Here is a 20,501-nt window from a genome sequence, read left to right on the forward strand (position 1 = left end):
TCGTCGGGGCGCACGTCGCTGAGCGCGCCCCCCAGGTTGCCGATGGGGGTGCGAACGCCGTCGACCAGAAACGCGTCGGTCATGCGGAAGTGTCCGGGGAAAAGTGATCCTGCCGCGTGCGGTAGACCGTGCCGCGGAAGATGGCCACCGTGATGCCGGCCTCGTTACGCACCGTCACCAGGTAGAATGCGATGCGATTCGCGGCACTCAGTTCCTCCGCCGCCGCGGTGAGCACGTTGCCGGGGTGAGCCGCCACCGGGTAGCCGATGCTGTTCTCGATGCTCACCGTCACGCGACCGTTCGTGTTGGAAGCGAAGGCGAGCGCGCTGTCGGCCAGCGAGTATACGATGCCCCCATGGGCGAGGCCGAACCCGTTGACCATCTCGTCGCGCACCATCATGCGCACCGTGCACCGGCCGGGGGCGAGTGCCACCAACTCCACTCCCAACCACCGGCTGAACGCGTCGCGCTCCAGCATGCCATGGACCACCGACTCGGCGAGCGCCTGCCCGCCCGGCGCCGGCGCCGTCACGCGAGGATCCTCCGCGCTTCCTTGGCCAACCGGCGCAGTTGCGGACTCGGCCGGTAACGATCCTCGCCGTACTCCTCCTGGAGCGCCGTGATGCGCTGCAGCACCGCGCGTACGCCCAGCTCGTCGCCCCAGGCGAGTAGGCCCCGCGGATAGTTCACGCCCTTGGTCATGGCGAGTTCGATGTCCGCCGCGTCGGCCACGCGCATGTGCAGCGCGTCCACGGCTTCGTTGATCAGCATGGCGACGATGCGATCCACCACCCGCTTGCCCAGTCCGTGGTCCCGCATCGGCGAAGGCGTTCGCGCGCCCTCACGATAGTCGTAGTACCCGCGATGCGCCTTGCGGCCCAGCAGCCCCGCCTCGACCAGGCGTCGCTGGGTGAGCGCCGGCCGGTAGCGCGGATCGTAGTACATCGCCTCGAATACGGAGCAGGTCACGGCGTAGTTCACGTCGTTGCCGATGAAGTCCATCAGCTCGAACGGCCCCATCTTGAAGCCGCCGATGTCGCGCATCGCCCAATCGATCGTGGCGTAGTCCGCGATCCCCTCCTCCGCGATCCGCAGCGCTTCGCCATAGAATGGACGGGCGATGCGATTGACGATGAACCCCGGCGTGTCCGACGCGACGACCGTGGTCTTGCCCCAGCCGTCCACGAACGCGCGGGCCGCGCTCACCACGCCGGCGTCGGTCGTGATCGCGCCCACGATCTCGACCAGCGGCATGACCGGCGCGGGATTGAAGAAGTGGATGCCCACGACGCGGCCCGGATGCTTGCACGCCGCGCCGATGGCGGCCACGGACAGCGACGACGTGTTGGTGGCGAGCACGGCGTCCGCCGGGAGAACGCGATCGAGCGCCGTGAACACCGCCTTCTTGAGGGTGAGTTCCTCGAGGACGGCCTCGATCACCAGCCCGCACCCGGCGAACGACGCCCACTGGGTTTCGCCAACGCCGGCCACGTAGGTGATGCGGCCCTTGGCGTCCCTGGCGTCCGCGGCGGTGAGCTTCCCCTTCTCGACCTGGCGGTCGAGCGCCTGGCCAATGCTCGCCTTCGCCCGATCGAGGGACGCGGCGTCGGCGTCGGAGAGCATCACACGGTGGCCGTGCACCGCCGCTACCTGCGCGATTCCCGATCCCATGGAGCCGGCGCCGACCACGCCGACCATGGTATCCGCGGCGAGAGGCATCACTGCCCCTTGAATTGGGGTTTGCGCTTTTCCAGAAAGGCGCGCACGCCTTCCTGGTAGTCCTTCGTCTTGCCGGCTTCGCGCTGCAGCTCCTCCTCGAACTCGAGTTGCGCGTCGAGGTCGCTGCTCAGCGAGCGATTGAGCGCGCGCTTGGTGAGGCCGAACCCGCGCGTCGCCTGTGAGGCAAGCGACCGCGCGAGGGAGTGCGCGGTCTCTTCGAGCACGGAATGCGGGACCACGTCGTGCACGATACCGAGCTCCTTGGCCCTGGCCGCCGTGATCCGTTCGCCGAGCATCATCATCGCCGTGGCGCGGTGCAGGCCCACCAGGCGCGGCAAGAAGAACGTCCCGCCGGTATCTGGGATGAGGCCGATCTTGGCGAAACTCTGGATGAACGTGGCGTCCTCGGCGGCGATCAGAATGTCGCAGGCCAGCGCGAGGTTGGCGCCGGCGCCGGCAGCCACGCCATTCACGGCGCAGATCACCGGTTTCTCGATGCCGCGGATGAGACGGACGATCGGGTTGTAGCCGTCGTGTACGATGTCGCCGAGGTCGGGCAGCGGGCCGGTGGCGGGCACCGCCTCGCTGAGATCCTGGCCGGCGCAGAAGGCTCTGCCATTGCCCGTGAGCAATACAGCCCGCACGGCGGGATCCTTGGCCACCGCGCCCAGCGTGAGTTGCAGCTCCAACGCCATGGCCCGGTTGACCGCGTTCAGCACGTCGGGGCGATCGAGCGTGATCGTGGCCACCCCTTCGGTGAGCGCGCAGGTGATGTACTGGTAGGCCATCCGCATCCTCGTGACTGTGGGGGTCCGTCAGCGCCGCTAAAGATACCCGATCCCGACGGGATTGCGCACCCGGCTCTCCCCTTCCGGGCGCCGAATGGTCAGATTTGGCGGGAGAAGACGCCGGCGCGTTGCGCCCGTCCGGATCAGCGTGACTCGTCAACGCTCGAGGATCGATGCCCACGAAGTCGTCGTCCAATTCCGCTGCCCGCTCCCGCCCCGGTTCCGGCGCTGCCACGGCCGCCGATGCGGCGTTCGACTGGCACAAGATCGCGTATGACACCCTCGTGTCGCGCGCGCTGGACGACGTCGAGGAGACGACGAACAAACATCGCTCGTCGGTGCCCAAGGATCATCTGGTGCTCTACCAGTTTTCGGCGCGCGGACACGACATGGCGCAGGCCATCCTCGGGTCGCTGCTCACCGGCCGGCGCGACGCGGCGGGGGCATACTACCGGTCGCGGCCGCTGCTGCTTTCGCTCGGCCTCAGCATCGAGGACGCGCTGGCCAGTCCGCTCGGCCGTTCGGGCGGATTCAGCGATGGCCGCGACATCGGCGTGGTGTGCAACCTGCCCAAGCGCGACGGGGCGATCGTGCTGCCGATGTCTGGCGACGTGGGCTCCCAGTACACGCCGTCGGCGGGTTGGGCCCAGGCCATCACGTACTACCGTGACACGCTCGAGGACAAGACGTACGCGGGGTGCATGAGCGTGGCGCTGGGCGGCGAAGGGTCGGTGGCCACCAACGGGTTCTGGTCGGCGCTCACCATGGCCACGACGCTCAAGCTGCCGATGCTCTTCTATATAGAAGACAACGGGCTGGGCATCTCGGTGCGCGGAGAGTTGCAGACGCCCGCCGGCGACATTGCGCGGAACCTGGCAGGGTTCAGCAATCTGCTCACCCGCGACGGCGATGGCACCGATCCTGAGCAGGCATCGCGGTTGCTGCGAGAAGTCGTGGACCACGTGCGCGCGGGCAATGGTCCGGCGCTCATCCGACTTACCGTGCCGCGGCTGTGCAGTCACTCGGGACCCGACAATCAGAAGGGGTACCGGAGCGACGCCGAGATCGCCGAAGACGAGAAGCGCGATCCGCTCCCGAAACTGCGCCGTTACCTCGTACCGGCATTCATGTCGGAGAAGGAGTGGGCATCGCTGGAAGCCAGGGTGGCGCGCGATGTGGACGCGGCACTCACGGCGGCGCGGGCGCGCCCGGCACCCGAAGCGGCGACGGTCAAGCGGTTCATCTATGCAGAGCCGCGCGCCGAGGGCGACGCCGAGACGATTGGCGGGTTGTCCGACGTGGAACTCTCGGCGCTGGGGGGCAGCGAGACTCCCGCTGAGGACGGTGAAATGATGCGGCTCGCCGAGGCCGTGCGCCGCACGTTGAAGGTCGAACTGGCGCGCAATCCCAAGGTCCTCGTGTTCGGAGAGGACGTGGGGGTCAAGGGGGGCGTCCATCTCGTAACCGAGGGTCTGCAGAAGGCATTCGGCGCCGACCGGGTGTTCGACACGAGTCTGTCGGAAGAGGGGATCATCGGCCGCGCCGTGGGCATGGCGATCGCGGGACTGATGCCGGTGGCCGAGATCCAATTTCGCAAATACGCCGATCCGGCCACCGAGCAGCTCAACAACTGCGGCACCTTGCGGTGGCGCACGGCCAACCAGTTCGCGGCGCCGATCGTGGTGCGCATGCCCGGCGGATTCGGCAAGGACGTGGGCGATCCGTGGCACAGTCTGAGCGACGAGGTGCGGTTCGCGCACGCCATCGGGTGGCAGCTGGCCATGCCATCGAACTCGGCCGACGCGGTGGGGCTGTTGCGCTCGGCCATGCGGGGGCGAAACCCGAGTATTTTCTTCGAGCATCGGTCGTTGCTCATGACGAGCGATGGCAGTGCGCACTATCCGGGCGACGACTACGTGATCCCGTTCGGGCAGGCGAAGCGGGTGCGCGAGGGGGACCGGATCACGGTCGTGAGCTGGGGCGCGATGGTGTTGCGGTGCATCGAGGCCGTGGACCGGTTGGGTGCCGGAGCCGGTGTCGATCTATACGACTTGCGGACTGTGGCGCCGTGGGACCGCGCCGCCATATTGGAATCCGTGACACGGACCGGACGGTGTCTGATCGTGCACGAAGACACGATCACGGCGGGGTTCGGCGCCGAGATCGCGGCGACGGTGGCGCGTGAGGCGTTCTGGTATCTGGATGCGCCGGTGGACCGGCTGGCCGTCGAGGACGTGCCGATGCCGTATCATCCGGTGCTGCTGAACGCGGTGCTACCCAGCGTCGATGGGATCGCAGCGCGGATCGAGGGAGTGCTGGCCATCTAGTCCGGCCGCGCATCGGTATAGCTGCAACAGCAACTCAGAACGGCTTGAACTCGTCGAACGGCTGCCGGCACGCGTTGCAGAAATGGATCGCCTTGCAGGCCGTGGAGCCGAACTCGCTCCGGCGCTCGGTGTTCTCCGACCCACAGTACGGACACGCTACCGGTTTCGGACGCCGTGCGAGCGTGATCAGCCCCCCCTGCTCGGCCGGCGCCGGAGGTGCGATGCCGAACCGGCGGAGCTTCTCCTTCGCCTCGGCCGGAATCCAGTCACTCGTCCACGCGGGGGCGTACACCGTCTCGAACTCCACCGCGGTGATGCCGTGGCCCGCGAGCGCTCCGCGCATGTCCGCTTCCATGGTGTGCATGGCGGGACAGCCTGAATAGGTGGGCGTGATGGTGATCTTCACCCCGTCGCGCACGTCCACGTCGCGGATGATCCCGAGCTCGACCACGCTGAGCACCGGCACTTCGGGGTCCATCACCGTGCCGATGATGCGCAGGACGTCGTCGCGATCCGGGCGCGCGGCGTTCACCAGCTGGCACCGGGATGCGAGCGGGCAATGATCTGCATCTCGGCGAGCATGTGGCCGAGGTGTTCGCTGTGCCGGCCGCGGCGGCCCCCGGTGGCCATCGGCACGTCGCCGGGGAGCGTGAGCGTGGCGCGCTTCACCACGTCGGCCACGAGGTCGTGCCACCGCGCTTGGATGGCACCGCGGTCCACGGTAATGCCGTTCGCGGCAACGGCGGCGTCCACGGCATCGGACTCGAACAGCTCGCCCGTGAACCGCCACAGTTCATCGAGTGCACGTTGCGCGCGGTCGTGGCTCTCGACGGTTCCATCACCGAGTCGAAGCATCCACTCGCTGCTGTGCCGCAGATGGTAGGTGTCTTCCTTGAGCGACTTGGCGGCGAGAGCGGACAGCTGTTGGTGGCCGCACCTGGCGAGTGCGTCCAGGTAGAGCACGCTGTAGGCATCGAACAGGAACTGCCGCACGATCGTGTGGCCAAAGTCGCCATTCGGCAGCTCGACGAGCAGGGCGTTGCGGAAGTCGCGCTCGTCGCGGAAATAGGCCAGCGCGTCCTCGTCGCGTCCCTTCCCTTCCAGCTGGCCGGCCAGCGCGAGCAAGGCGTTGGCCTGTCCGATGAAGTCGAGCGCAATGTTGGAGAGCGCGATATCCTCTTCGAGGATCGGGCCGTGCCCGCACCATTCGGAGAGCCGGTGGCCGAGCACGAGGCGGTCGTCGGCAATCCGCAGGACGTACTCGAATAGCGGATTGGCGACCGGCGTCTCGCGCGGCGCGGCCACGTTCGCCTCGGTCACAACCCGCGCACTCCGCGCGGCACCTTGTAGAACTGCGGGTGCCGGTACGCCTTGTCGTTGCCCGGATCGAAGAACGGACCCGCGTCGCCGGGCGTGGAGGCCACGATGGCATCCGAGGGGACCACCCAGAGACTTATCGCCTCACCGCGGCGCGCGTACACGTCGCGCCCGTTCTGCAGCGCCTGCTCGGCATCGGCCGCGTGCACGCTGCCCGCGTGTTCGTGGGGCGCCCCCTGCTTGCTCTGGGTGAACACCTCCCAGAGGGGCAACTGGGTGTCGTTGGTTCCGGGCTTGGATTCGTTGGCCATGGGAGCGGGGGCGACGCGGTTACGCGGCTTCGGTGGCGGCGGAAGCGCGGTGCTTGGCGGCGTAGGCGGCGGCGGCTTCGCGCACCCAGCGGCCGTTCTCGTGCGCCGAGCGGCGCGCTTCGAGCCGCTCGCGATTGCACGGGCCGTTGCCCTTGATCACCTCGTAGAACTCGGCCCAGTCGATCTCGCCGATCTCCCAGTCCTTGGTCGCCTCGTTGTACCTGAGATCGGGATCGGGGAGCGTGAGGTCGACGGCCTGCGCCTGCGGCACGGTGAGGTTCACGAAGCGCTGGCGGAGTTCGTCGTTGGTCTTGTGCTTGACCTTCCAGCGCAGCAGCTCGGCCGAGTTGGGCGAGTTCTTGTCGCTGGGGCCGAACATCATGAGCGAGGGCCACCACCAGCGGTTCACGGAATCCTGCACCATCGCCTTCTGTGCCGGCGTGCCGTTGGCGAGCGTGGCGACGATCTCGTAGCCCTGCCGTTTGTGGAAGTTCTCTTCCTTGCAGATACGGATCATCGCTCGGGCGTACGGCCCGTACGACGCCTTGGCGAGGATCGTCTGATTGACGATGGCGGCGCCGTCCACCAGCCAGCCGATCACGCCCATGTCGGCCCAGCTGAGCGTGGGATAGTTGAAGATGCTGGAATACTTGGCGCGGCCGTCGAGCAACTGGTCCAGCAGTTCGGCGCGGTCAACGCCCAGCGTTTCGGTGCCGCAGTAGATGTACAGCCCGTGGCCGGCCTCGTCCTGCACCTTGGCGATGAGCGACATCTTGCGGCGCAGACTCGGGGCGCGGGTGATCCAGTTGCCTTCGGGGAGCATGCCCACCACTTCGGAGTGGGCGTGCTGCGACATCATGCGCGTGAGCTGCTTGCGGTAGCGCTCCGGCATCCAGTCTTTGGGCTCGATGGACTCGCCGGCGTCGATACGCGCCTGGAAGTGAGCGAGCTTGGCCGGATCTTCGGCGGTGGCCTGCGGCTTCTGTTCCATGCGCTGCTCCGGTTCGCGGGCTGGACGTCAAATCTATGGGGCAGCTTGACATTGGACAATCTGAAGGAAAGGCTATCTTCCGTGCCCATGAGGAAACCATCCGGTGCCGTGGGGGCTTCCGGCAACATCGTGCTCCACACCGTACGTGGGGTGGCGACCATCACGTTCGGCCACCCCAAGGGAAATTCGCTGCCCGGGCCGCTGCTCCGGGGGTTGTCCGAGCGGATCGCCGCCGCCGGCGCCGACCCCAAGGCACGTGTGATCGTGCTGCGAAGCGAAGGCACCGGGCCATTCTGCGCGGGCGCGTCATTTGACGAGCTCACGGCGATCGATAACGCCCAGCGCGGAAAGGAGTTTTTCAGCGGCTTCGCCCACGTCATCCTCGCCATGATCCGGGCGCCCAAGTTCATCGTGACGCGGGTGCACGGCAAGGTGGCCGGGGGCGGCGTGGGGCTCGTGGCGGCGTCGGATTTCAGCGTCGCCGCGGCGGGCGCGTCGGCCAAACTGAGCGAGTTGGCGGTCGGGATCGGTCCGTTCGTGGTCGGCCCGGCCATCGAGCGCAAGATCGGGCTGGCGGCCTTCAGCGCGATGGCCGTGGACGCCGACTGGCGCGACGCGGCGTGGTGCGAGCGGCATGGCCTGTACTCGCGCGTCTATGCGGACCCGCCGGCGCTGGATGCCGGCCTCGACACGCTGGTGGCGACTTTAGCAAATTCGAATCCATCGGCGATGGCGCAGCTCAAGCAGGCGTTCTGGGCGGGCACGGAGGAATGGGACCTGCTGCTCACGGAGCGCGCCGAGATGAGCGGGACGCTGGTGCTGTCGGAGTTCACGCGGAACGCGATCGCGAGGTTCAAGGGAAAGTAGGGGATCCGGCGTCGTCCGCGGATCCTACCCCACGTCCCCGTACACCCCCAGCACCGCATCCTCGAACGACTCCTTGAACCCGCCCGCCCGCACTCGCGCCGTGGCCTCGTAGCCGGCCGTGTCCAGCCGCTGGGCCGCCTCGAGCAGCACCTGCACGTCGAACGGCTGCCCTTCGAGGTGCGCCAGATACTCCTCGGCGGCCGTGAGATACCCCATCATGCCGCCGAGTTCGGTGGGGGCGTACACCTTCCCGGCATCGCGAAGGCGATCGGCGTCATGTGCATCGGGCATGACGAGATTCTCCGAACCGCACACCACGCGCACCCGCGGATTGGCGCAGATCGCGGAGACCGCCGTCGACTCCAGCGTGCCGCCCGCCGCGTTCACGACCACGGCATCCATCGGCATCGCGAGAAAGGCGGCCTGGTCCGCCGGTGCCCACGTCTTGACGCCCATGGCCTCCAGCTCCCGGCGCCGGTCGTCCCGCGGCTCCACGACGAGCAGACGCGTTCCATGCTCGCGCAGCCGCGCGATCATGTGGAGCCCGATGTTCCCCGCCCCGATCAACCCGACCGTGGCGCCCGCGAGATCGATGCCGAGGGCGCGGAGCATGCCCTTGAGCAACTGGTAGTTCCCCTCCCCGGTCGGCCCCGACGTGTCCGCAATTACACTTCCTTTATAATGTTGGTTCAGGTAGGCGAGCGACTGCGTCCGGCCGTCGGACATCAGCCCGTGGCCCAGATCCTGCCCCGTCGTGAGGTAGAACCCGCCGCTGGCCTCGACATCCCGGAAGCACGAGACGGCCCAGTCGAGCAGCGCCACGTCGCGCGGCTGCCCCACCCGGGCGTCGGGCGTGGGTTGGAGCACGCACTTGCCGCCGCAGATGCGGCCGATGCTCTTGAGCGTGAGCGGCCCGCCCACCTTGATCACGCGCGACCAGTGGACCTTCTCCTCCATCCCCATGGCGAGACCGATGGCCTCATGGTCGGGCGTGAAGCCGGGCGAACTGACGCGCGACTCGGGGGCGATACGAAAACCGCCCAGCGAGAGCTTCTGGGAGCCCGGCTCGGCGTGCGTCGCGATGCTGAGCGTCCAGCCGTTGGCATCGTCGTGGTACCGGTAGACCCACACGTTGGGGTGCCGGGTCTGCGACAGCTCGGGCACGATGGCCTGGGCTGCCGCAGGCTGCAGAATCGTCTTCTTCATGTCTCGACCGTCAGGGCGGTCAGGAAGTCGGTGGATTGAAGGCCGCGTGCTGGGCGTCGATCCAGCTCTTGTGGTACTCCGGATCCTCGATGGGAAGCGCGGCCTTGGCGACGGTGAGCGGACGGAAGCTGTCCATCATCACCGCCAGTTCGTCGGTGTACTTGGCGCCGATCGAGGCCTCGGCGCGCCCCGGATGCGGCCCGTGCGGGATGCCGTCCGGGTGGTGCGTGATGCTGCCGAACTCGATCCCCTTGCGGCTCATGAACTCGCTCGACGCGTAGTACAGCACCTCGTCGGAATCGACATTGCTGTGGTTGTACGGCGCCGGCACCGAGTTGGGATCGAAGTCGTACGGGCGCGGGCAGAACGAGCAGATCACGAACCCGTCGCCCTCGAAGGTCTGGTGCACCGGCGGCGGCTGGTGCACGCGTCCCACGATGGGCTCGAAGTCCCGGATGTTGAACGCCCACGGGTAGAAGTAGCCGTCCCACCCGACGACGTCGAGCGGATGGTGGTCGATGATGTATTCGTTGAGTCCGTTGTACTGCTTGACCAGGAAGCGGAAGTCGCCCTTCTCGTCATGCGTGCGCAACTCCTCCGGAATGCGGATGTCGCGCTCCGAGTACGGCGCGCCTTCCTTGAGCTGGCCGAACTCGTTGCGGTAGCGCTGGGGCGTGCGCACGTGCCCGCGGCTCTCGAACACCAGCAGTTTGGGCTGCTCCCCCGCGTTCATCTGATACCGGTGCATGATGCCCCGGTGGATGACGAGATAGTCTCCCTCGCCGAACGGCAGATCGCCGAACTGCGTTTCCAGCACGCCACTCCCCTTGGCGACGTAAACCACCTCGTCGCCCTGCGCGTTGCGGTAGTAGTGCTCGTCGCGAACCGTGGGCTCCACGTAGAGCATCGCGATGTCGCGATTGAACAGCAGCGGCGTGCGATCGAGCGTGGGGCTGCCGTGCGGCTTCACCCCCGACGTGCGGAAGTGCCGGTGCTTGAGCGTCCGATCGGGATCCTTCTCGTACGTCATCTCCCGCAGCCGCTTCACCGACTTCACGGTCGTCGGCGGATACACGTGATACAACAGCGCCGACGTGCCGGTGAACCCTTCGTGACCCATCAGCTGTTCGGCGTACAAGCCGCCGTCCGGCTTGCGGAAGACGGTATGCCGCTTTCGCGGAATCTGCCCCAGCGTGTGGTAGAAGGGCATCAGAGGTTTCCGCGCAGCGCCTGTTCGCGCTCGATCGCTTCGAACAGTGCCTTGAAGTTGCCCGCGCCGAAGCTCCTGGCACCCTTGCGCTGGATGATCTCGAAGAACACGGTGGGCCGGTCTTCCACGGGCTTGCTGAAGATCTGGAGCAGATACCCCTCGTCGTCGCGGTCGACGAGGATGCCCAGCTCCTTGAGCGGCGCGATGTCCTCGTCGATGTGGCCCACGCGGTCGAGGACGGTGTCGTAGTACGTGGCGGGCACGCGCAGGAACTCGACGCCGTTCTTGCGCAGTTTGGTCACGGTCTTGACGATGTCGTTGGTCTCGAGCGCGATGTGCTGCACCCCGGCGCCGCGGTAGAACTCCAGGTACTCGTCGATCTGCGACTTCTTGCGCCCCACCGCCGGTTCGTTGAGTGGGAACTTGATGCGGCCGTTGCCGTTCGATACGACTTTCGACATGAGCGCCGAATACTCGGTGCTGATCGCCTTGTCGTCGAACGAGATCAGGTTGTAGAAGCCGAGCACGTCTTCGTAGAACCGGACCCACTGGTTCATGGCGCCGAGTTCGACGTTGCCCACGCAGTGGTCCACGTATTTGAGGCCCACCGGCTTGCCCTGGAACACCGGATCGACGGCCACGAACCCCGGCAGGAACGCTCCCTTGTACTTCCGGCGCTCGACCAGCGAATGGATGGTCTCGCCGTACGTCTGGATGGCCGCGATGACCACCTCGCCGTACTTGTCCTGGATGACTTCGGGCTCGCGGACCGGCACGGCCCCGCGCTTGACCGCCTTGGCGTACGCCGTCCTGGCATTGTTCACCCAGAGCGCCAGATCCTTCACGCCGTCGCCGTGATCGTGGACGTGGCGCGCGATATCGCCCTCGGGCGTGACCGCCGTGGTGAACACGAACCGCACCTTGCCCTGCTGCAGCACGTAGCTGGCCCGGTCCCGCGTTCCCGTCTCCGGCCCCCGATACGCGACCAGTTTGAAGCCGAACGCCGCCCGGTAATAGAGGCTCGCCTGCTTGGCGTTGCCCACATAGAACTCGACGTAGTCGGTGCCATTGATGGGGAACGCATCATGCGCCTGAGCCGGCGCCGGATGGGTTTGAGTGGCCATGGTGAGGACCTCGCAATGGAGATGCGGCAGGGCGATGGGCGGTACGCGTCCAATCTAACGGCCTCGCGCGCCGCCGCGAAACGGGGCATCTTTCCCGGAGCCCGCGCCTTCGCGAAACCCCCACCCGCCGAATCCGTATCTTCCGTGACGATGCCAACGGCAGAACTCGCGACCTTCGCCCGGCTCCTCCAGGGCCAGTACGCGCTCGAACGCGAGATCGGCCGCGGCGGGATGGGGATCGTCTACCTGGGCCGCGACCTCAAGCTGGACCGGCCCGTCGCCATCAAGACGCTTCCACCCCACCTGGCAGCCGATCCGGCCATTCGCGAGCGGTTCCTGCGCGAGGCCCGCACCGCGGCCAAGCTGTCCCACCCGAACATCGTGCCGATCTACCGGGCCGACGAACTGGACGGCCAGGTGTTCTTCGCCATGGGCTACGTGGACGGCCAGTCGGTGGCCGAGGCCCTGCGCGACGCGAAACGCCTGGATCCGCGCGCCGTGCTGCGCCAGATGCGCGACGTGGCGGGCGCGCTCGGGTACGCGAGCGGGCAGGGCGTGGTGCATCGCGACGTGAAGGCCGAAAATATCCTCGTCGAGCGGACGACGGGGCGCGCGATGGTGACCGATTTCGGCATTGCGCGGCTGGCCGAGGCGGCGCCGCTCACGGCCACCGGCCAGGTGCTCGGCACGGTCTATTATATGAGTCCGGAGCAGGTCACGGGCGATCGGCTGGACGGCCGCAGCGATCTCTACTCGCTGGGCGTGGTCGGCTTCTACGCGCTCACCGGCCGGTTTCCGTTCGATGCGACGTTGGCGTCGGCCGTGTTGATCGCGCAGGTGAACAAGCAGCCGCCGCCCCTGCTGACCGTCGCACCCGATGCGCCGCGCGCGCTGGCCGAGATCATCGATCGCTGCCTCGCCAAGCAGCCGTCGGCGCGGTTCCAGTCGGGCGAGGAACTGGCCGAGGCGCTCACCCGCGTGGAGGGCGAGGTGGCGCGGGACGCGGTGCGCGCTACCACCCTGCCCCACGCACCGGCCCTGGTGTCGGAAGACGAAGCGCAGGCCATCTGGGCACGGGCCGCGGCACTCCAGGCCGAGACCGGCATCCAACCGCGGCCGGTCCCGTTCTCCGCCTCACGCGATTCGGCCGCCGACGCCAACCGCACGTCGGGCTACGACGTCGCATCGGTGCGCGATGCGGCCCTCGAGGCGGGAATACCCGCGCAGTACGTGGACCACGCGATGGCCGAGCGGGGACTGATGCGCGCTCCTGCCGCGCCGGGTGTGGCGGCGCCGCTCGCGGTGAGCGTGCTGGACCTCAGTCCGAAGCCGTCGCGCCTGCTGGGCGCCCCGATGAACATAGAATTCGAGGCCGTGGTGGGCGGGGAGATGACCGAAGCGGATTTCGATCTGACCGTCGATACCATCCGCCGTCGCATGGCGCAGGCCGGCGCCGTATCCGCAGTGGGTCGGTCGGTCACCTGGACGTCGCTCGCGCGCCAGCGGACCGTGCACGTGTCGGTACTGTCGCGCAACGGCAAGACCACGATCCGCGCGGCGGAGAACATGGAATCGCTGGGCCGCCGGGCCCGGATCATCGGATTGATCGGGGGAGGATACCTCACGGCTGGAACCGTCGGGATCTCGGCGCACCTGTTCGCAAACGCCGGCAACCTGGGCATTGTAGGCGCGGTCGGACTCGCGGGGCTCACGTTCGGTGCGGTGCTCGCGGCCGCCCGGTATTCGTACGGGACGAGCGCCCGCAAGCGGCAGGCCCGGCTCCGCAAGCTCACCGAGGAACTCGTCGAACAGGCGCGCCAGTCGATCGAGTCCACGAACGCTGCGATCGCGTCGGGCGGCCGGCTCAAGCTCACCCCTTAACCGTTCAATTCCGGCAGGTCGCGGTACAGCTCGAGCGCGCGCGGATTGGCCAACGCGTCGGTGTTCTTCACGGGCCGGCCGTGGATCACATTACGCACGGCCAGTTCGCTGATCTTGCCGCTGATCGTGCGCGGGATGTCGGCCACCGCGAGGATCTTGCCCGGCACGTGATGCGGGCTCGCGTTGGCACGGATGCGCTGCCGGATGCGTTCACGCAGCGCCTCGTCGAGCACGAGCCCCTTCCGCAGCCGCACGAACAGCACCACGCGCACGTCGCTGCCGGATGCGGTGGTCACGTCCTGGCCGACCACGACGCTCTCCACGACTTCGTCCATCTGCTCCACCTGCCGGTAGATCTCGGCGGTACCGATGCGCACTCCCTGCGGATTGAGGGTGGCATCGCTGCGGCCGTGAATGATCAGGCCGTCGTGCCCGGTGCGTGCCGCCCAGTCGCCGTGCCGCCAGACGTTGGGGAACACGTCGAAATACGCCTCGTGATATTTCCGGCCGTCGGGATCGTTCCAGAACTTCACCGGCATGCTCGGGAACGGCGCCGTGCATACGAGTTCGCCCGCCTGCCCCACCGGCGCGGGCCGCCCCTGCTCGTCGAACACCTCCACCGCCATGCCGAGTCCGCGGCACTGTAACTCGCCCCGCCATACGGGGAGGATGGGATTGCCCAGCGCGAAACAGGAGATGATGTCGGTGCCGCCGCTGATGCTGCTCAACTGGACGTCCGGCTTCACGTGCTCATACACGTAATCGAAACTGTGCGCCGCCAACGGGCTGCCGGTGGAGAGAATGCCGCGCAGCGCCGACAGATCGTGGGAGTCGCGGGGCCGACGGCCCTCCTTCTCGGTGAGCGCGATGAACTTGGCGCTCGTGCCGAACACGGTGATGCGCTCCTGCTCGGCCATGTCCCACAAAACGGGGGCGCGAGGGAGGATGGCGGCGCCGTCGTACAGCACCACCGTGGCACCGAGGGCCAGCGCGCTCACCAGCCAGTTCCACATCATCCAGCCACACGTCGTGAAATAGAACACGCGGTCGTCGCGCCCGATGTCCACGTGCAGCGCGTGCTCCTTGAGGTGCTGGAGCAGCGTGCCACCGGCCCCGTGCACCATGCACTTGGGCAGGCCCGTGGTGCCCGAGGAATACATGATGTAGAGCGGATGATCGAACGGCAGGCGGGCGAATTCGAGAGTCGGCGCGGGCTCGGCCGCACGCACGTACTCGTTCCAGAGGACGCCACGGGGGAGCCCCGCGACGTCCGCGGGGCGATCTTCCTGCGGCACCACCACCACCCGCTCGATGCCCGGAATACCCGCCGCGATCTCGCGCACGCGCGGCAGACAGTCGATGCGCTTGCCGCCATAGCGGTACTCCGCGGCGGCCAGCAGCACGCGGGGCTGGATCTGCCCGAAACGGTCGAGCACGCCGTTCACCCCAAAGTCGGGGGAGCAACTCGACCACACGGCGCCGATGCTGGCAGCGGCGAGCATGAAGATCACGGTTTCCGGAACGTTGGGCATGAACGCCGCTACCCGGTCGCCCGCCGTGATGCCGTCGGCTCGGAGCGCCGCCGCCGCGCGCGCCACGGCCTCGTGCAGTTCGCGGTAGGTCAGCCCACCGGTCCGTCCCGATTCGCCCCAGGCGACGACTGCCGGATGATCATCATCGTGGCGCAGCAGGTTCTCGGCAAAGTTCAATCGAGCGCCCAGGAACCACGTGGGGCCGAGTTCGGGCGTGGGCGGCGCGACGCGCTCACGCCCGACGAGCACGGTGTACCAGGGCCCGTGCCCCGGAATATCATCAGCGACCACACCGCAGAAGCGCCAGACGGCCGACCAGAACGCTTCGCGCTGGTCCACCGACCAGGCGTAGAGCGTGGGGTAGTCCCGCACCGCGGCGCCTTCGTCACGAACGAACGCGATGAAGCGCGCCATGTTCGAATGCGCGAGCGCAGGTTGACTCGGCGTCCAGAGTGGGTGCGGCACGGGAGACAATCTATGAACTGATGGCAGGACGGTAAGACAGTAGGACAGTAGGACGGAAAACTGCGTGACGCAGTTCTCCCACTACCCTCCTGCTCTCCTACTCTCCTACTCTCCTACTACTTCAATCTCGGCTTCGTGGATCTCGGCGCCAGCTCGCACGACGGCCACACCGGCGGGCCGCCCCGTCCCCGGCCGCCGCCACGCCCGAACCCGCGGCCGCCCCCCGCGCCGCGCCCACGCGCCGCCGCCATCAGCGAGTCCTCGTGCGCCCTGGCCACGAGGTCGATGCGCTCGCGGGTGATCTGCGTGGGGTCCTGCGCCGCCAGGTAGACAAGCATGGCCGTGAGCGTGGCATTGGCATGCAGATCGGGGAACACGATCTTGTCGTACGTGTCGCGGTCGGTGTGCCAGGTGTAGTTGCCGTAGTCCCACGAGAGCGCGCCCAGTCCCGTGATCGGCGCGCCCGAGCAGCTGAACGAGAAATCATCGCTGCCTCCGCCCGCCGGCCCACCCGGGCTGCCGTCGTAGCCCGTCTGGAGCTTGAACTCCACGGGCACGGTGTTCATCCAGCGCGTGAGGTGCGCCGCCGCGTCTGGCAGGCCGCCGGCATTGAGGCGCACGATGCGCCCGGTGCCGTTGTCCTGGTTGAACAGCATCTGCAGCCCCTTCATCACGTCCGGGTGATCTTCGGTGAACGCCTTGGAACCGACTTCCCCCTCCTCCTCGCCGCTCCAGTGGCCGGCGATGATCGTCCGGCTCGGATGCGGCAGCACCAGCTTGAGGATGCGCATGGCCTCGAGCATGGTCATCGTCCCGGTGCCGTTGTCGGTAGCGCCCGACGACCCGTCCCACGAATCGAAATGCGACGACAGCACCACGTACTCGTCCGGGTGCTCCGTGCCGGGAATGGTCGCCACGACGTTGAACACCGGCTGCTCGCCCAGCAGCTTGCCGTCCAGGTTCAGGCGGAGCTTGGGGTGCTGGTGGTTCTCGGTGAGGCGGAATACGAGCGCGTAGTCCTCGCACGACAGGGTGATGGCCGGCGTCTTGGTATTATAAGTCTCAAATATCTCGCGGGTGCCCCACCCGTTCTTGGGGCGCGAGGTGATGATGCCGCCCGCACCGCCCGCTTCGAGGCGCACGCCCAATTCGCCGCCGCCCAGCGCCAGGCTGTACCCCGTGCCCCGGACATTGCGGCCGCCCCACTCGCGCGCCAGCTCCTGGCGCACCGAGTCCATGTGCGCCGCCACCTCAGGAGCCGCGTTCGCCGCCCAGTCGTCGGTGGGCCGGCAGCTCGCCGGCGGCGCATTGACGAGCACGAGCTTGCCCTTGGCCTGTGGCAGCCAGTTCACGAACTCCGTGCTGTCGGCGAAGTGCGGCAGGATGACCGGTTCGTAGACCACGTCCTTGCCGCCGGTGCCCGGGCTGTAGCCGACCATCGTCCCTTCGAGCGTGCGCACCCGCGGCGCGATGAGGTCGATGTGCGACGGACCGCGGATCCAGCCGCGCCACGTGCCGTATTGCTCTTCCTTGGCGCTGATGCCGAGCGACTGATACGTGGCCACGAGCCAGTCCTGCGCCCGCTTCAGATCGGGCGTGCCCATCAACCGGGGGCCCAGTGAATCGAACAGGACCTGCGAGAACCGTTCGGTGTGCGAGCTGTCCATGCCGAGCGTCCAGATCCGTCGGATGATCGGATCGGCGGTCGGGAAGGTCGGGGCCGACGGGGCGAACACGGCCGAGTTCTCCGGCGTGGCGCCGCCACCGCCAAAGCCACCGCCGCGTTGCGCCGCGGCGAGCGTGGGAAGCGCGATCAGGGCACCAACGGCCGCCATCCACTTGCGGGACATGCGCCCTCCTGGAGAGCACGGGGGAGGATCGAGATCTCAGGTGAGTGTGACCCGGCGAAGTTGCGGTGGCGCCACGCGCCCGGTCAAGGATGGGGGTGGGAGCGGAGGAGCGTAAACGGCGTTCCGCAGTCATCCGCCCTACCCTCCTACCCTTATCAGTCGATCGCCGTCAGCGTGATCAGAAAGACCAGCGTCGCCTGGCGCGGAACCGACGGCAGACTCCCGGCCGAGCCGTACCCCAACGCCGACGGCACCACGAGCTGGCGCCGGCCGCCCACCCGCATGCCGATGATCCCTTCGCGGACGCCCGGGACGAGGCTGTTCATGGGGAACGCGGATCCGGTGCCGGAGTCGAACAGTGTGCCATCGGTCAGGTACGCGGTATAGGTCATCGTGACCGTGGTGTCCTTCGTGACCTGGGCTCCGGCGCCGAACGTCAGGTCGCGATAGTAGAGCCCGTCAGGCGTCTTGGTCATCGCGGCCAGATCCACGCCCAGCGACGAGGCGAAGGTCTCCGTAGCGGGGTCGCTCGCCGGCCCGAGCCCGGCGATCTGGCCGGTGCACGCCACCGCGGCCAGCGCCACGATCGACAACAGAATGCGTTTCATGAAAAGCGAGTTTCGGCTTGGAGAAGAGGCACGCATCGGAACAAGATCGTTGGTCGGCACCGTCAGCGCTACTTGGTCCGCACCAGCGTGAGCTGAATCGCACCCGGCAGCGCGGCCCCACCCACCCCGCTGACCGTGATCAGACTCATCTGTCCCACCGGCACGGCGAACTGGAAGTATGACACCCCCCACGCCGTGATGTTCGCGGTAACCGGAATCGCACTCGACAGCGGGTGCGTGAGCAGGCTGAAGCCGCTCGTGCTCGCCACCGGCATGACCGCCCGCCAGTCCCAACTCGGCTGCGTGAATGCCGCGGAGATCCCGGGCACATAGTCATCGGTGAACACCGAAGTGGCCCATTCGCGGAAGTAGGGCGCCGGATCGGCCCCGATCACGTGCTGCAGGTTGGCGAGCCCGATGGTGGAATCGTTCACCAGATGGTAGAACGTCGAATCGCCGGCCGGCAGCCGATCGGCAAGGTAGCGCAGGAAATTCTGGATGGCGCCGCGCAGGTACAGGTTGTCGTCGCCGCTCACCCCCACCGGCGCGTGCGTTTCGGGACTGGTGAGATAGTCCTGGTACCGCAGGAAATCGCCGGCCTCGAACTGCTTGAACGCGGCATTCACCAGCGGATCGGCCAGATCGGCCACGCCGATGTTCATCTGCGGCGCCAGCCGCGCCGAGCGATAGAACAGCAGGTCCTCGGCGGTGTGGCTCAGCCCCTCGTTGAGCCACGTTTCCTCGTTCACGTCGGCCGCCGGCACGTTCAGCACGTACATGCGGCGCGATGCGTTGATCAGGTGTTGATATTCGTGCCCGATGGTGCTCACCACGTACTGGGCAACGTTCGTCTTGGACCGCGTGATGCCGTTGCCGCCGTTGATGGTGCCGTTCGGGTCTGGCACGACGAGGTAGAACATGTTCGAGAAGTTGCTCCCGGGGCAGGTTGCCACCGGCAGCAGATCCCGCTCGTAGTAGAACCCGAGCACGACGCCCTGGGTCGGATCGGTGGTCAACTGATTCACGGCTCGTGTGAAGAAGATGACCGTGCGCTTGTTGCCGCCCAACGGGTAGGGGGCGCCGAACGCCGTCGTATCCACCGGGTTCACCAGCGTGTCCATCGCCATGGCGAATTGCAGGTATTCCGCGTCGGTGAATCCGCCGGCCGGGTTGGCCGTGTCGGCCACGACCGTCGCCGAATTGCTGATCGCGGCCACGCGCCCCGTGGTCATCGTAGGATTGTCGCAATAGGCACTGGAGTTGCTATTGAGCTGCACGAGGTCGTTCAGGTGCACCGAGTCCGAGATCGTCTGCGCCCGGATCGTGGTTCCCTGCCCCGTCGCCTGGGCGGAGAGTCCGGCCGAGCGCTGCTGCTGCATCCGATGGATCCAGGCGCGCGCACTGGCCACGTACGGCGGAGTCTCACGCCGCTCGCGCTCGCGAAGGGCGTACTCGAACGCGGTGTTGATCTTCACCGCCGCCACGGCCCGTGGAATTCGCGCCGTCGCCACGCCGGCCGGTACGAGATTCGCGCCCGACCCCAGCGCCGCCAGGCCGTTGCCCTGGACCTGGATGCTGGCGGAGGTCCCGAGTGCCTGTGAGTTATTGAAGGCCACGAGCGCGAACTCCGAACCGGCCTGCGTCGACTGCACGCAGAACGTGGTCGAGGGCAGGTTCTCGTTCACGCCAGCCACCGCCGACGTCAGCGTCGGGGCCGACGAGACGAAGGCGCTGTCGGCCGCCGCCGTGCCGGAGCTCGCCACGACGTAGCCCCCACCGGTCGAGCTCAGCAGCTGCACGTCGCCCGACGCGTCGACGGTCACCACGGACGGATTCCGGGACACCCACGCCACGGTGCCGGGCACGGCGTTCCCGTATAGATCCGTGGTCGAAGCGTTGAGACGGACCGACTGACCGTTGTTGCAGAGCGGCAAGGAGTGCGACGACACCACGACCTTGGCGAGCGGACCTGGCGTCCCCGTGGCCTGGAAGACGGTCCCCGAGGCTACACCTGCCACCGACGCCGATACCTGATTCGCGCCGGCAACCGTGCCAATGGAAAGAACGGCCTGCGTCGTCCCGTCAGCGCCCGTGGTGGTCGAGGAAGGAGTGATCACGCCGGTCCCCGAAACCACGCTCCACGTCACCACGACACCGGGCACCGGCCGCGCGCTGGCGTCGGTGACCACGACGACGAACGGATTGGGCAGCACCGAGGCAACCTGGGCGGTCTGCTGATCGCCCGACACGGCCCGAATGGCGGCGGCCGGACCATGCGCGTCCGCGGGGCTGGTGGCGCCCCCGC

General features: G+C 67.6%; 17 protein-coding genes. 3 read left to right on the top strand and 14 right to left on the bottom strand.

Translation table 11 applies throughout. From position 1 onward, the window contains the following. Positions 1-79: 79 nt before the first annotated feature. Genes VNF92_03885 through VNF92_03895 form a run of 3 tightly spaced genes read right to left on the bottom strand, consistent with a single transcriptional unit; the run spans position 80 to position 2,513 of the window. A complete protein-coding gene (locus VNF92_03885) occupies positions 80-532 on the bottom strand; it encodes a hotdog fold thioesterase (GenBank protein ID HVA57004.1) in 453 nt (150 codons plus the stop codon). Further along, on the bottom strand, positions 529-1,719 hold the full coding sequence (locus VNF92_03890) for a 3-hydroxyacyl-CoA dehydrogenase NAD-binding domain-containing protein (GenBank protein ID HVA57005.1): 1,191 nt from the start codon (positions 1,717-1,719) through the stop codon (positions 529-531). The genes VNF92_03885 and VNF92_03890 overlap by 4 nt, the downstream gene beginning before the upstream one ends. Beyond that, on the bottom strand, positions 1,719-2,513 hold the full coding sequence (locus tag VNF92_03895; protein HVA57006.1) for an enoyl-CoA hydratase-related protein: 795 nt from the start codon (positions 2,511-2,513) through the stop codon (positions 1,719-1,721). The genes VNF92_03890 and VNF92_03895 overlap by 1 nt, the downstream gene beginning before the upstream one ends. A gap of 167 nt (positions 2,514-2,680) precedes the next feature. Here VNF92_03895 and VNF92_03900 point away from each other — a divergent pair, with 167 nt between their 5' ends. Next, positions 2,681-4,834, top strand: a complete 2,154-nt coding sequence (locus VNF92_03900; GenBank protein HVA57007.1) for a transketolase C-terminal domain-containing protein — start codon at positions 2,681-2,683, stop codon at positions 4,832-4,834. Between the two features lie 34 nt (positions 4,835-4,868). Here the strand turns inward: VNF92_03900 and paaD are convergent, their stop codons facing one another. From paaD to paaA, 4 genes are read right to left on the bottom strand one after another with little or no spacing between them, the layout of a single operon-like run. Then, positions 4,869-5,366, bottom strand: coding sequence for a 1,2-phenylacetyl-CoA epoxidase subunit PaaD (gene paaD / locus VNF92_03905; GenBank protein HVA57008.1), 498 nt, complete (start codon positions 5,364-5,366; stop codon positions 4,869-4,871). After that, complete coding sequence (gene paaC / locus VNF92_03910; GenBank protein ID HVA57009.1) at positions 5,363-6,154, bottom strand: 1,2-phenylacetyl-CoA epoxidase subunit PaaC; 792 nt, start codon at positions 6,152-6,154, stop codon at positions 5,363-5,365. Before paaC ends, paaD begins: the two co-directional genes overlap by 4 nt. Next, complete coding sequence (paaB, locus tag VNF92_03915) at positions 6,151-6,462, bottom strand: 1,2-phenylacetyl-CoA epoxidase subunit PaaB (GenBank protein HVA57010.1); 312 nt, start codon at positions 6,460-6,462, stop codon at positions 6,151-6,153. The genes paaC and paaB overlap by 4 nt, the downstream gene beginning before the upstream one ends. Positions 6,463-6,481: 19 nt before the next feature. Next, the gene (paaA, locus tag VNF92_03920; protein ID HVA57011.1) at positions 6,482-7,453 is read right to left on the bottom strand and encodes a 1,2-phenylacetyl-CoA epoxidase subunit PaaA; all 972 of its coding nucleotides are present in this window, start codon (positions 7,451-7,453) and stop codon (positions 6,482-6,484) included. 87 nt (positions 7,454-7,540) lie between these two features. Between paaA and VNF92_03925 the strand changes: the two genes are divergently transcribed. Next, positions 7,541-8,320 carry an enoyl-CoA hydratase/isomerase family protein gene (locus VNF92_03925; protein ID HVA57012.1) on the top strand — a complete coding sequence of 260 codons (780 nt, stop codon included), beginning with the start codon at positions 7,541-7,543 and terminating at the stop codon, positions 8,318-8,320. 24 nt (positions 8,321-8,344) lie between these two features. Here the strand turns inward: VNF92_03925 and VNF92_03930 are convergent, their stop codons facing one another. The 3 genes from VNF92_03930 to hppD are packed head-to-tail and all read right to left on the bottom strand — an operon-like array spanning position 8,345 to position 11,860. Further along, entirely contained in the window at positions 8,345-9,526 is a 1,182-nt protein-coding gene (locus VNF92_03930; protein ID HVA57013.1) for an NAD(P)-dependent oxidoreductase, read from the bottom strand. A gap of 19 nt (positions 9,527-9,545) precedes the next feature. Continuing rightward, complete coding sequence (locus VNF92_03935; GenBank protein ID HVA57014.1) at positions 9,546-10,736, bottom strand: homogentisate 1,2-dioxygenase; 1,191 nt, start codon at positions 10,734-10,736, stop codon at positions 9,546-9,548. Continuing rightward, the gene (gene hppD, locus VNF92_03940) at positions 10,736-11,860 is read right to left on the bottom strand and encodes a 4-hydroxyphenylpyruvate dioxygenase (GenBank protein ID HVA57015.1); all 1,125 of its coding nucleotides are present in this window, start codon (positions 11,858-11,860) and stop codon (positions 10,736-10,738) included. The genes VNF92_03935 and hppD overlap by 1 nt, the downstream gene beginning before the upstream one ends. Positions 11,861-12,010: 150 nt before the next feature. Between hppD and VNF92_03945 the strand changes: the two genes are divergently transcribed. Continuing rightward, positions 12,011-13,741 carry a serine/threonine-protein kinase gene (locus tag VNF92_03945; GenBank protein HVA57016.1) on the top strand — a complete coding sequence of 577 codons (1,731 nt, stop codon included), beginning with the start codon at positions 12,011-12,013 and terminating at the stop codon, positions 13,739-13,741. On the opposite strand, the gene VNF92_03950 is transcribed toward VNF92_03945, so the two are convergent. From VNF92_03950 to VNF92_03965, 4 genes are all read right to left on the bottom strand, one after another. After that, a complete protein-coding gene (locus VNF92_03950) occupies positions 13,738-15,738 on the bottom strand; it encodes an acetoacetate--CoA ligase (GenBank protein ID HVA57017.1) in 2,001 nt (666 codons plus the stop codon). The genes VNF92_03945 and VNF92_03950 overlap by 4 nt on opposite strands. 116 nt (positions 15,739-15,854) lie before the next feature. Then, positions 15,855-17,588 carry a M28 family peptidase gene (locus VNF92_03955; protein ID HVA57018.1) on the bottom strand — a complete coding sequence of 578 codons (1,734 nt, stop codon included), beginning with the start codon at positions 17,586-17,588 and terminating at the stop codon, positions 15,855-15,857. 155 nt (positions 17,589-17,743) lie between these two features. Further along, positions 17,744-18,196 carry an FKBP-type peptidyl-prolyl cis-trans isomerase gene (locus VNF92_03960; GenBank protein ID HVA57019.1) on the bottom strand — a complete coding sequence of 151 codons (453 nt, stop codon included), beginning with the start codon at positions 18,194-18,196 and terminating at the stop codon, positions 17,744-17,746. A gap of 68 nt (positions 18,197-18,264) precedes the next feature. Continuing rightward, entirely contained in the window at positions 18,265-20,445 is a 2,181-nt protein-coding gene (locus tag VNF92_03965) for an Ig-like domain-containing protein (GenBank protein ID HVA57020.1), read from the bottom strand. Positions 20,446-20,501: the final 56 nt, after the last annotated feature.

The sequence above is a fragment of the Gemmatimonadaceae bacterium genome (assembly GCA_035533015.1).
Classification (GTDB): domain Bacteria; phylum Gemmatimonadota; class Gemmatimonadetes; order Gemmatimonadales; family Gemmatimonadaceae; genus JAGWRI01.

Excerpts from the sequence above, each read along its gene's own strand:
- VNF92_03890 (HVA57005.1), bottom strand. The coding sequence starts at position 1,719 with ATGCCTCTCGCCGCGGATACCATGGTCGGCGTGGTCGGCGCCGGCTCC.
- VNF92_03895 (HVA57006.1), bottom strand. The coding sequence starts at position 2,513 with ATGCGGATGGCCTACCAGTACATCACCTGCGCGCTCACCGAAGGGGTG.
- VNF92_03900 (HVA57007.1), top strand. The coding sequence starts at position 2,681 with ATGCCCACGAAGTCGTCGTCCAATTCCGCTGCCCGCTCCCGCCCCGGT.
- paaB (HVA57010.1), bottom strand. The coding sequence starts at position 6,462 with ATGGCCAACGAATCCAAGCCCGGAACCAACGACACCCAGTTGCCCCTC.
- paaA (HVA57011.1), bottom strand. The coding sequence starts at position 7,453 with ATGGAACAGAAGCCGCAGGCCACCGCCGAAGATCCGGCCAAGCTCGCT.
- VNF92_03925 (HVA57012.1), top strand. The coding sequence starts at position 7,541 with ATGAGGAAACCATCCGGTGCCGTGGGGGCTTCCGGCAACATCGTGCTC.
- VNF92_03930 (HVA57013.1), bottom strand. The coding sequence starts at position 9,526 with ATGAAGAAGACGATTCTGCAGCCTGCGGCAGCCCAGGCCATCGTGCCC.
- VNF92_03935 (HVA57014.1), bottom strand. The coding sequence starts at position 10,736 with ATGCCCTTCTACCACACGCTGGGGCAGATTCCGCGAAAGCGGCATACC.
- hppD (HVA57015.1), bottom strand. The coding sequence starts at position 11,860 with ATGGCCACTCAAACCCATCCGGCGCCGGCTCAGGCGCATGATGCGTTC.
- VNF92_03945 (HVA57016.1), top strand. The coding sequence starts at position 12,011 with ATGCCAACGGCAGAACTCGCGACCTTCGCCCGGCTCCTCCAGGGCCAG.
- VNF92_03955 (HVA57018.1), bottom strand. The coding sequence starts at position 17,588 with ATGTCCCGCAAGTGGATGGCGGCCGTTGGTGCCCTGATCGCGCTTCCC.
- VNF92_03960 (HVA57019.1), bottom strand. The coding sequence starts at position 18,196 with ATGAAACGCATTCTGTTGTCGATCGTGGCGCTGGCCGCGGTGGCGTGC.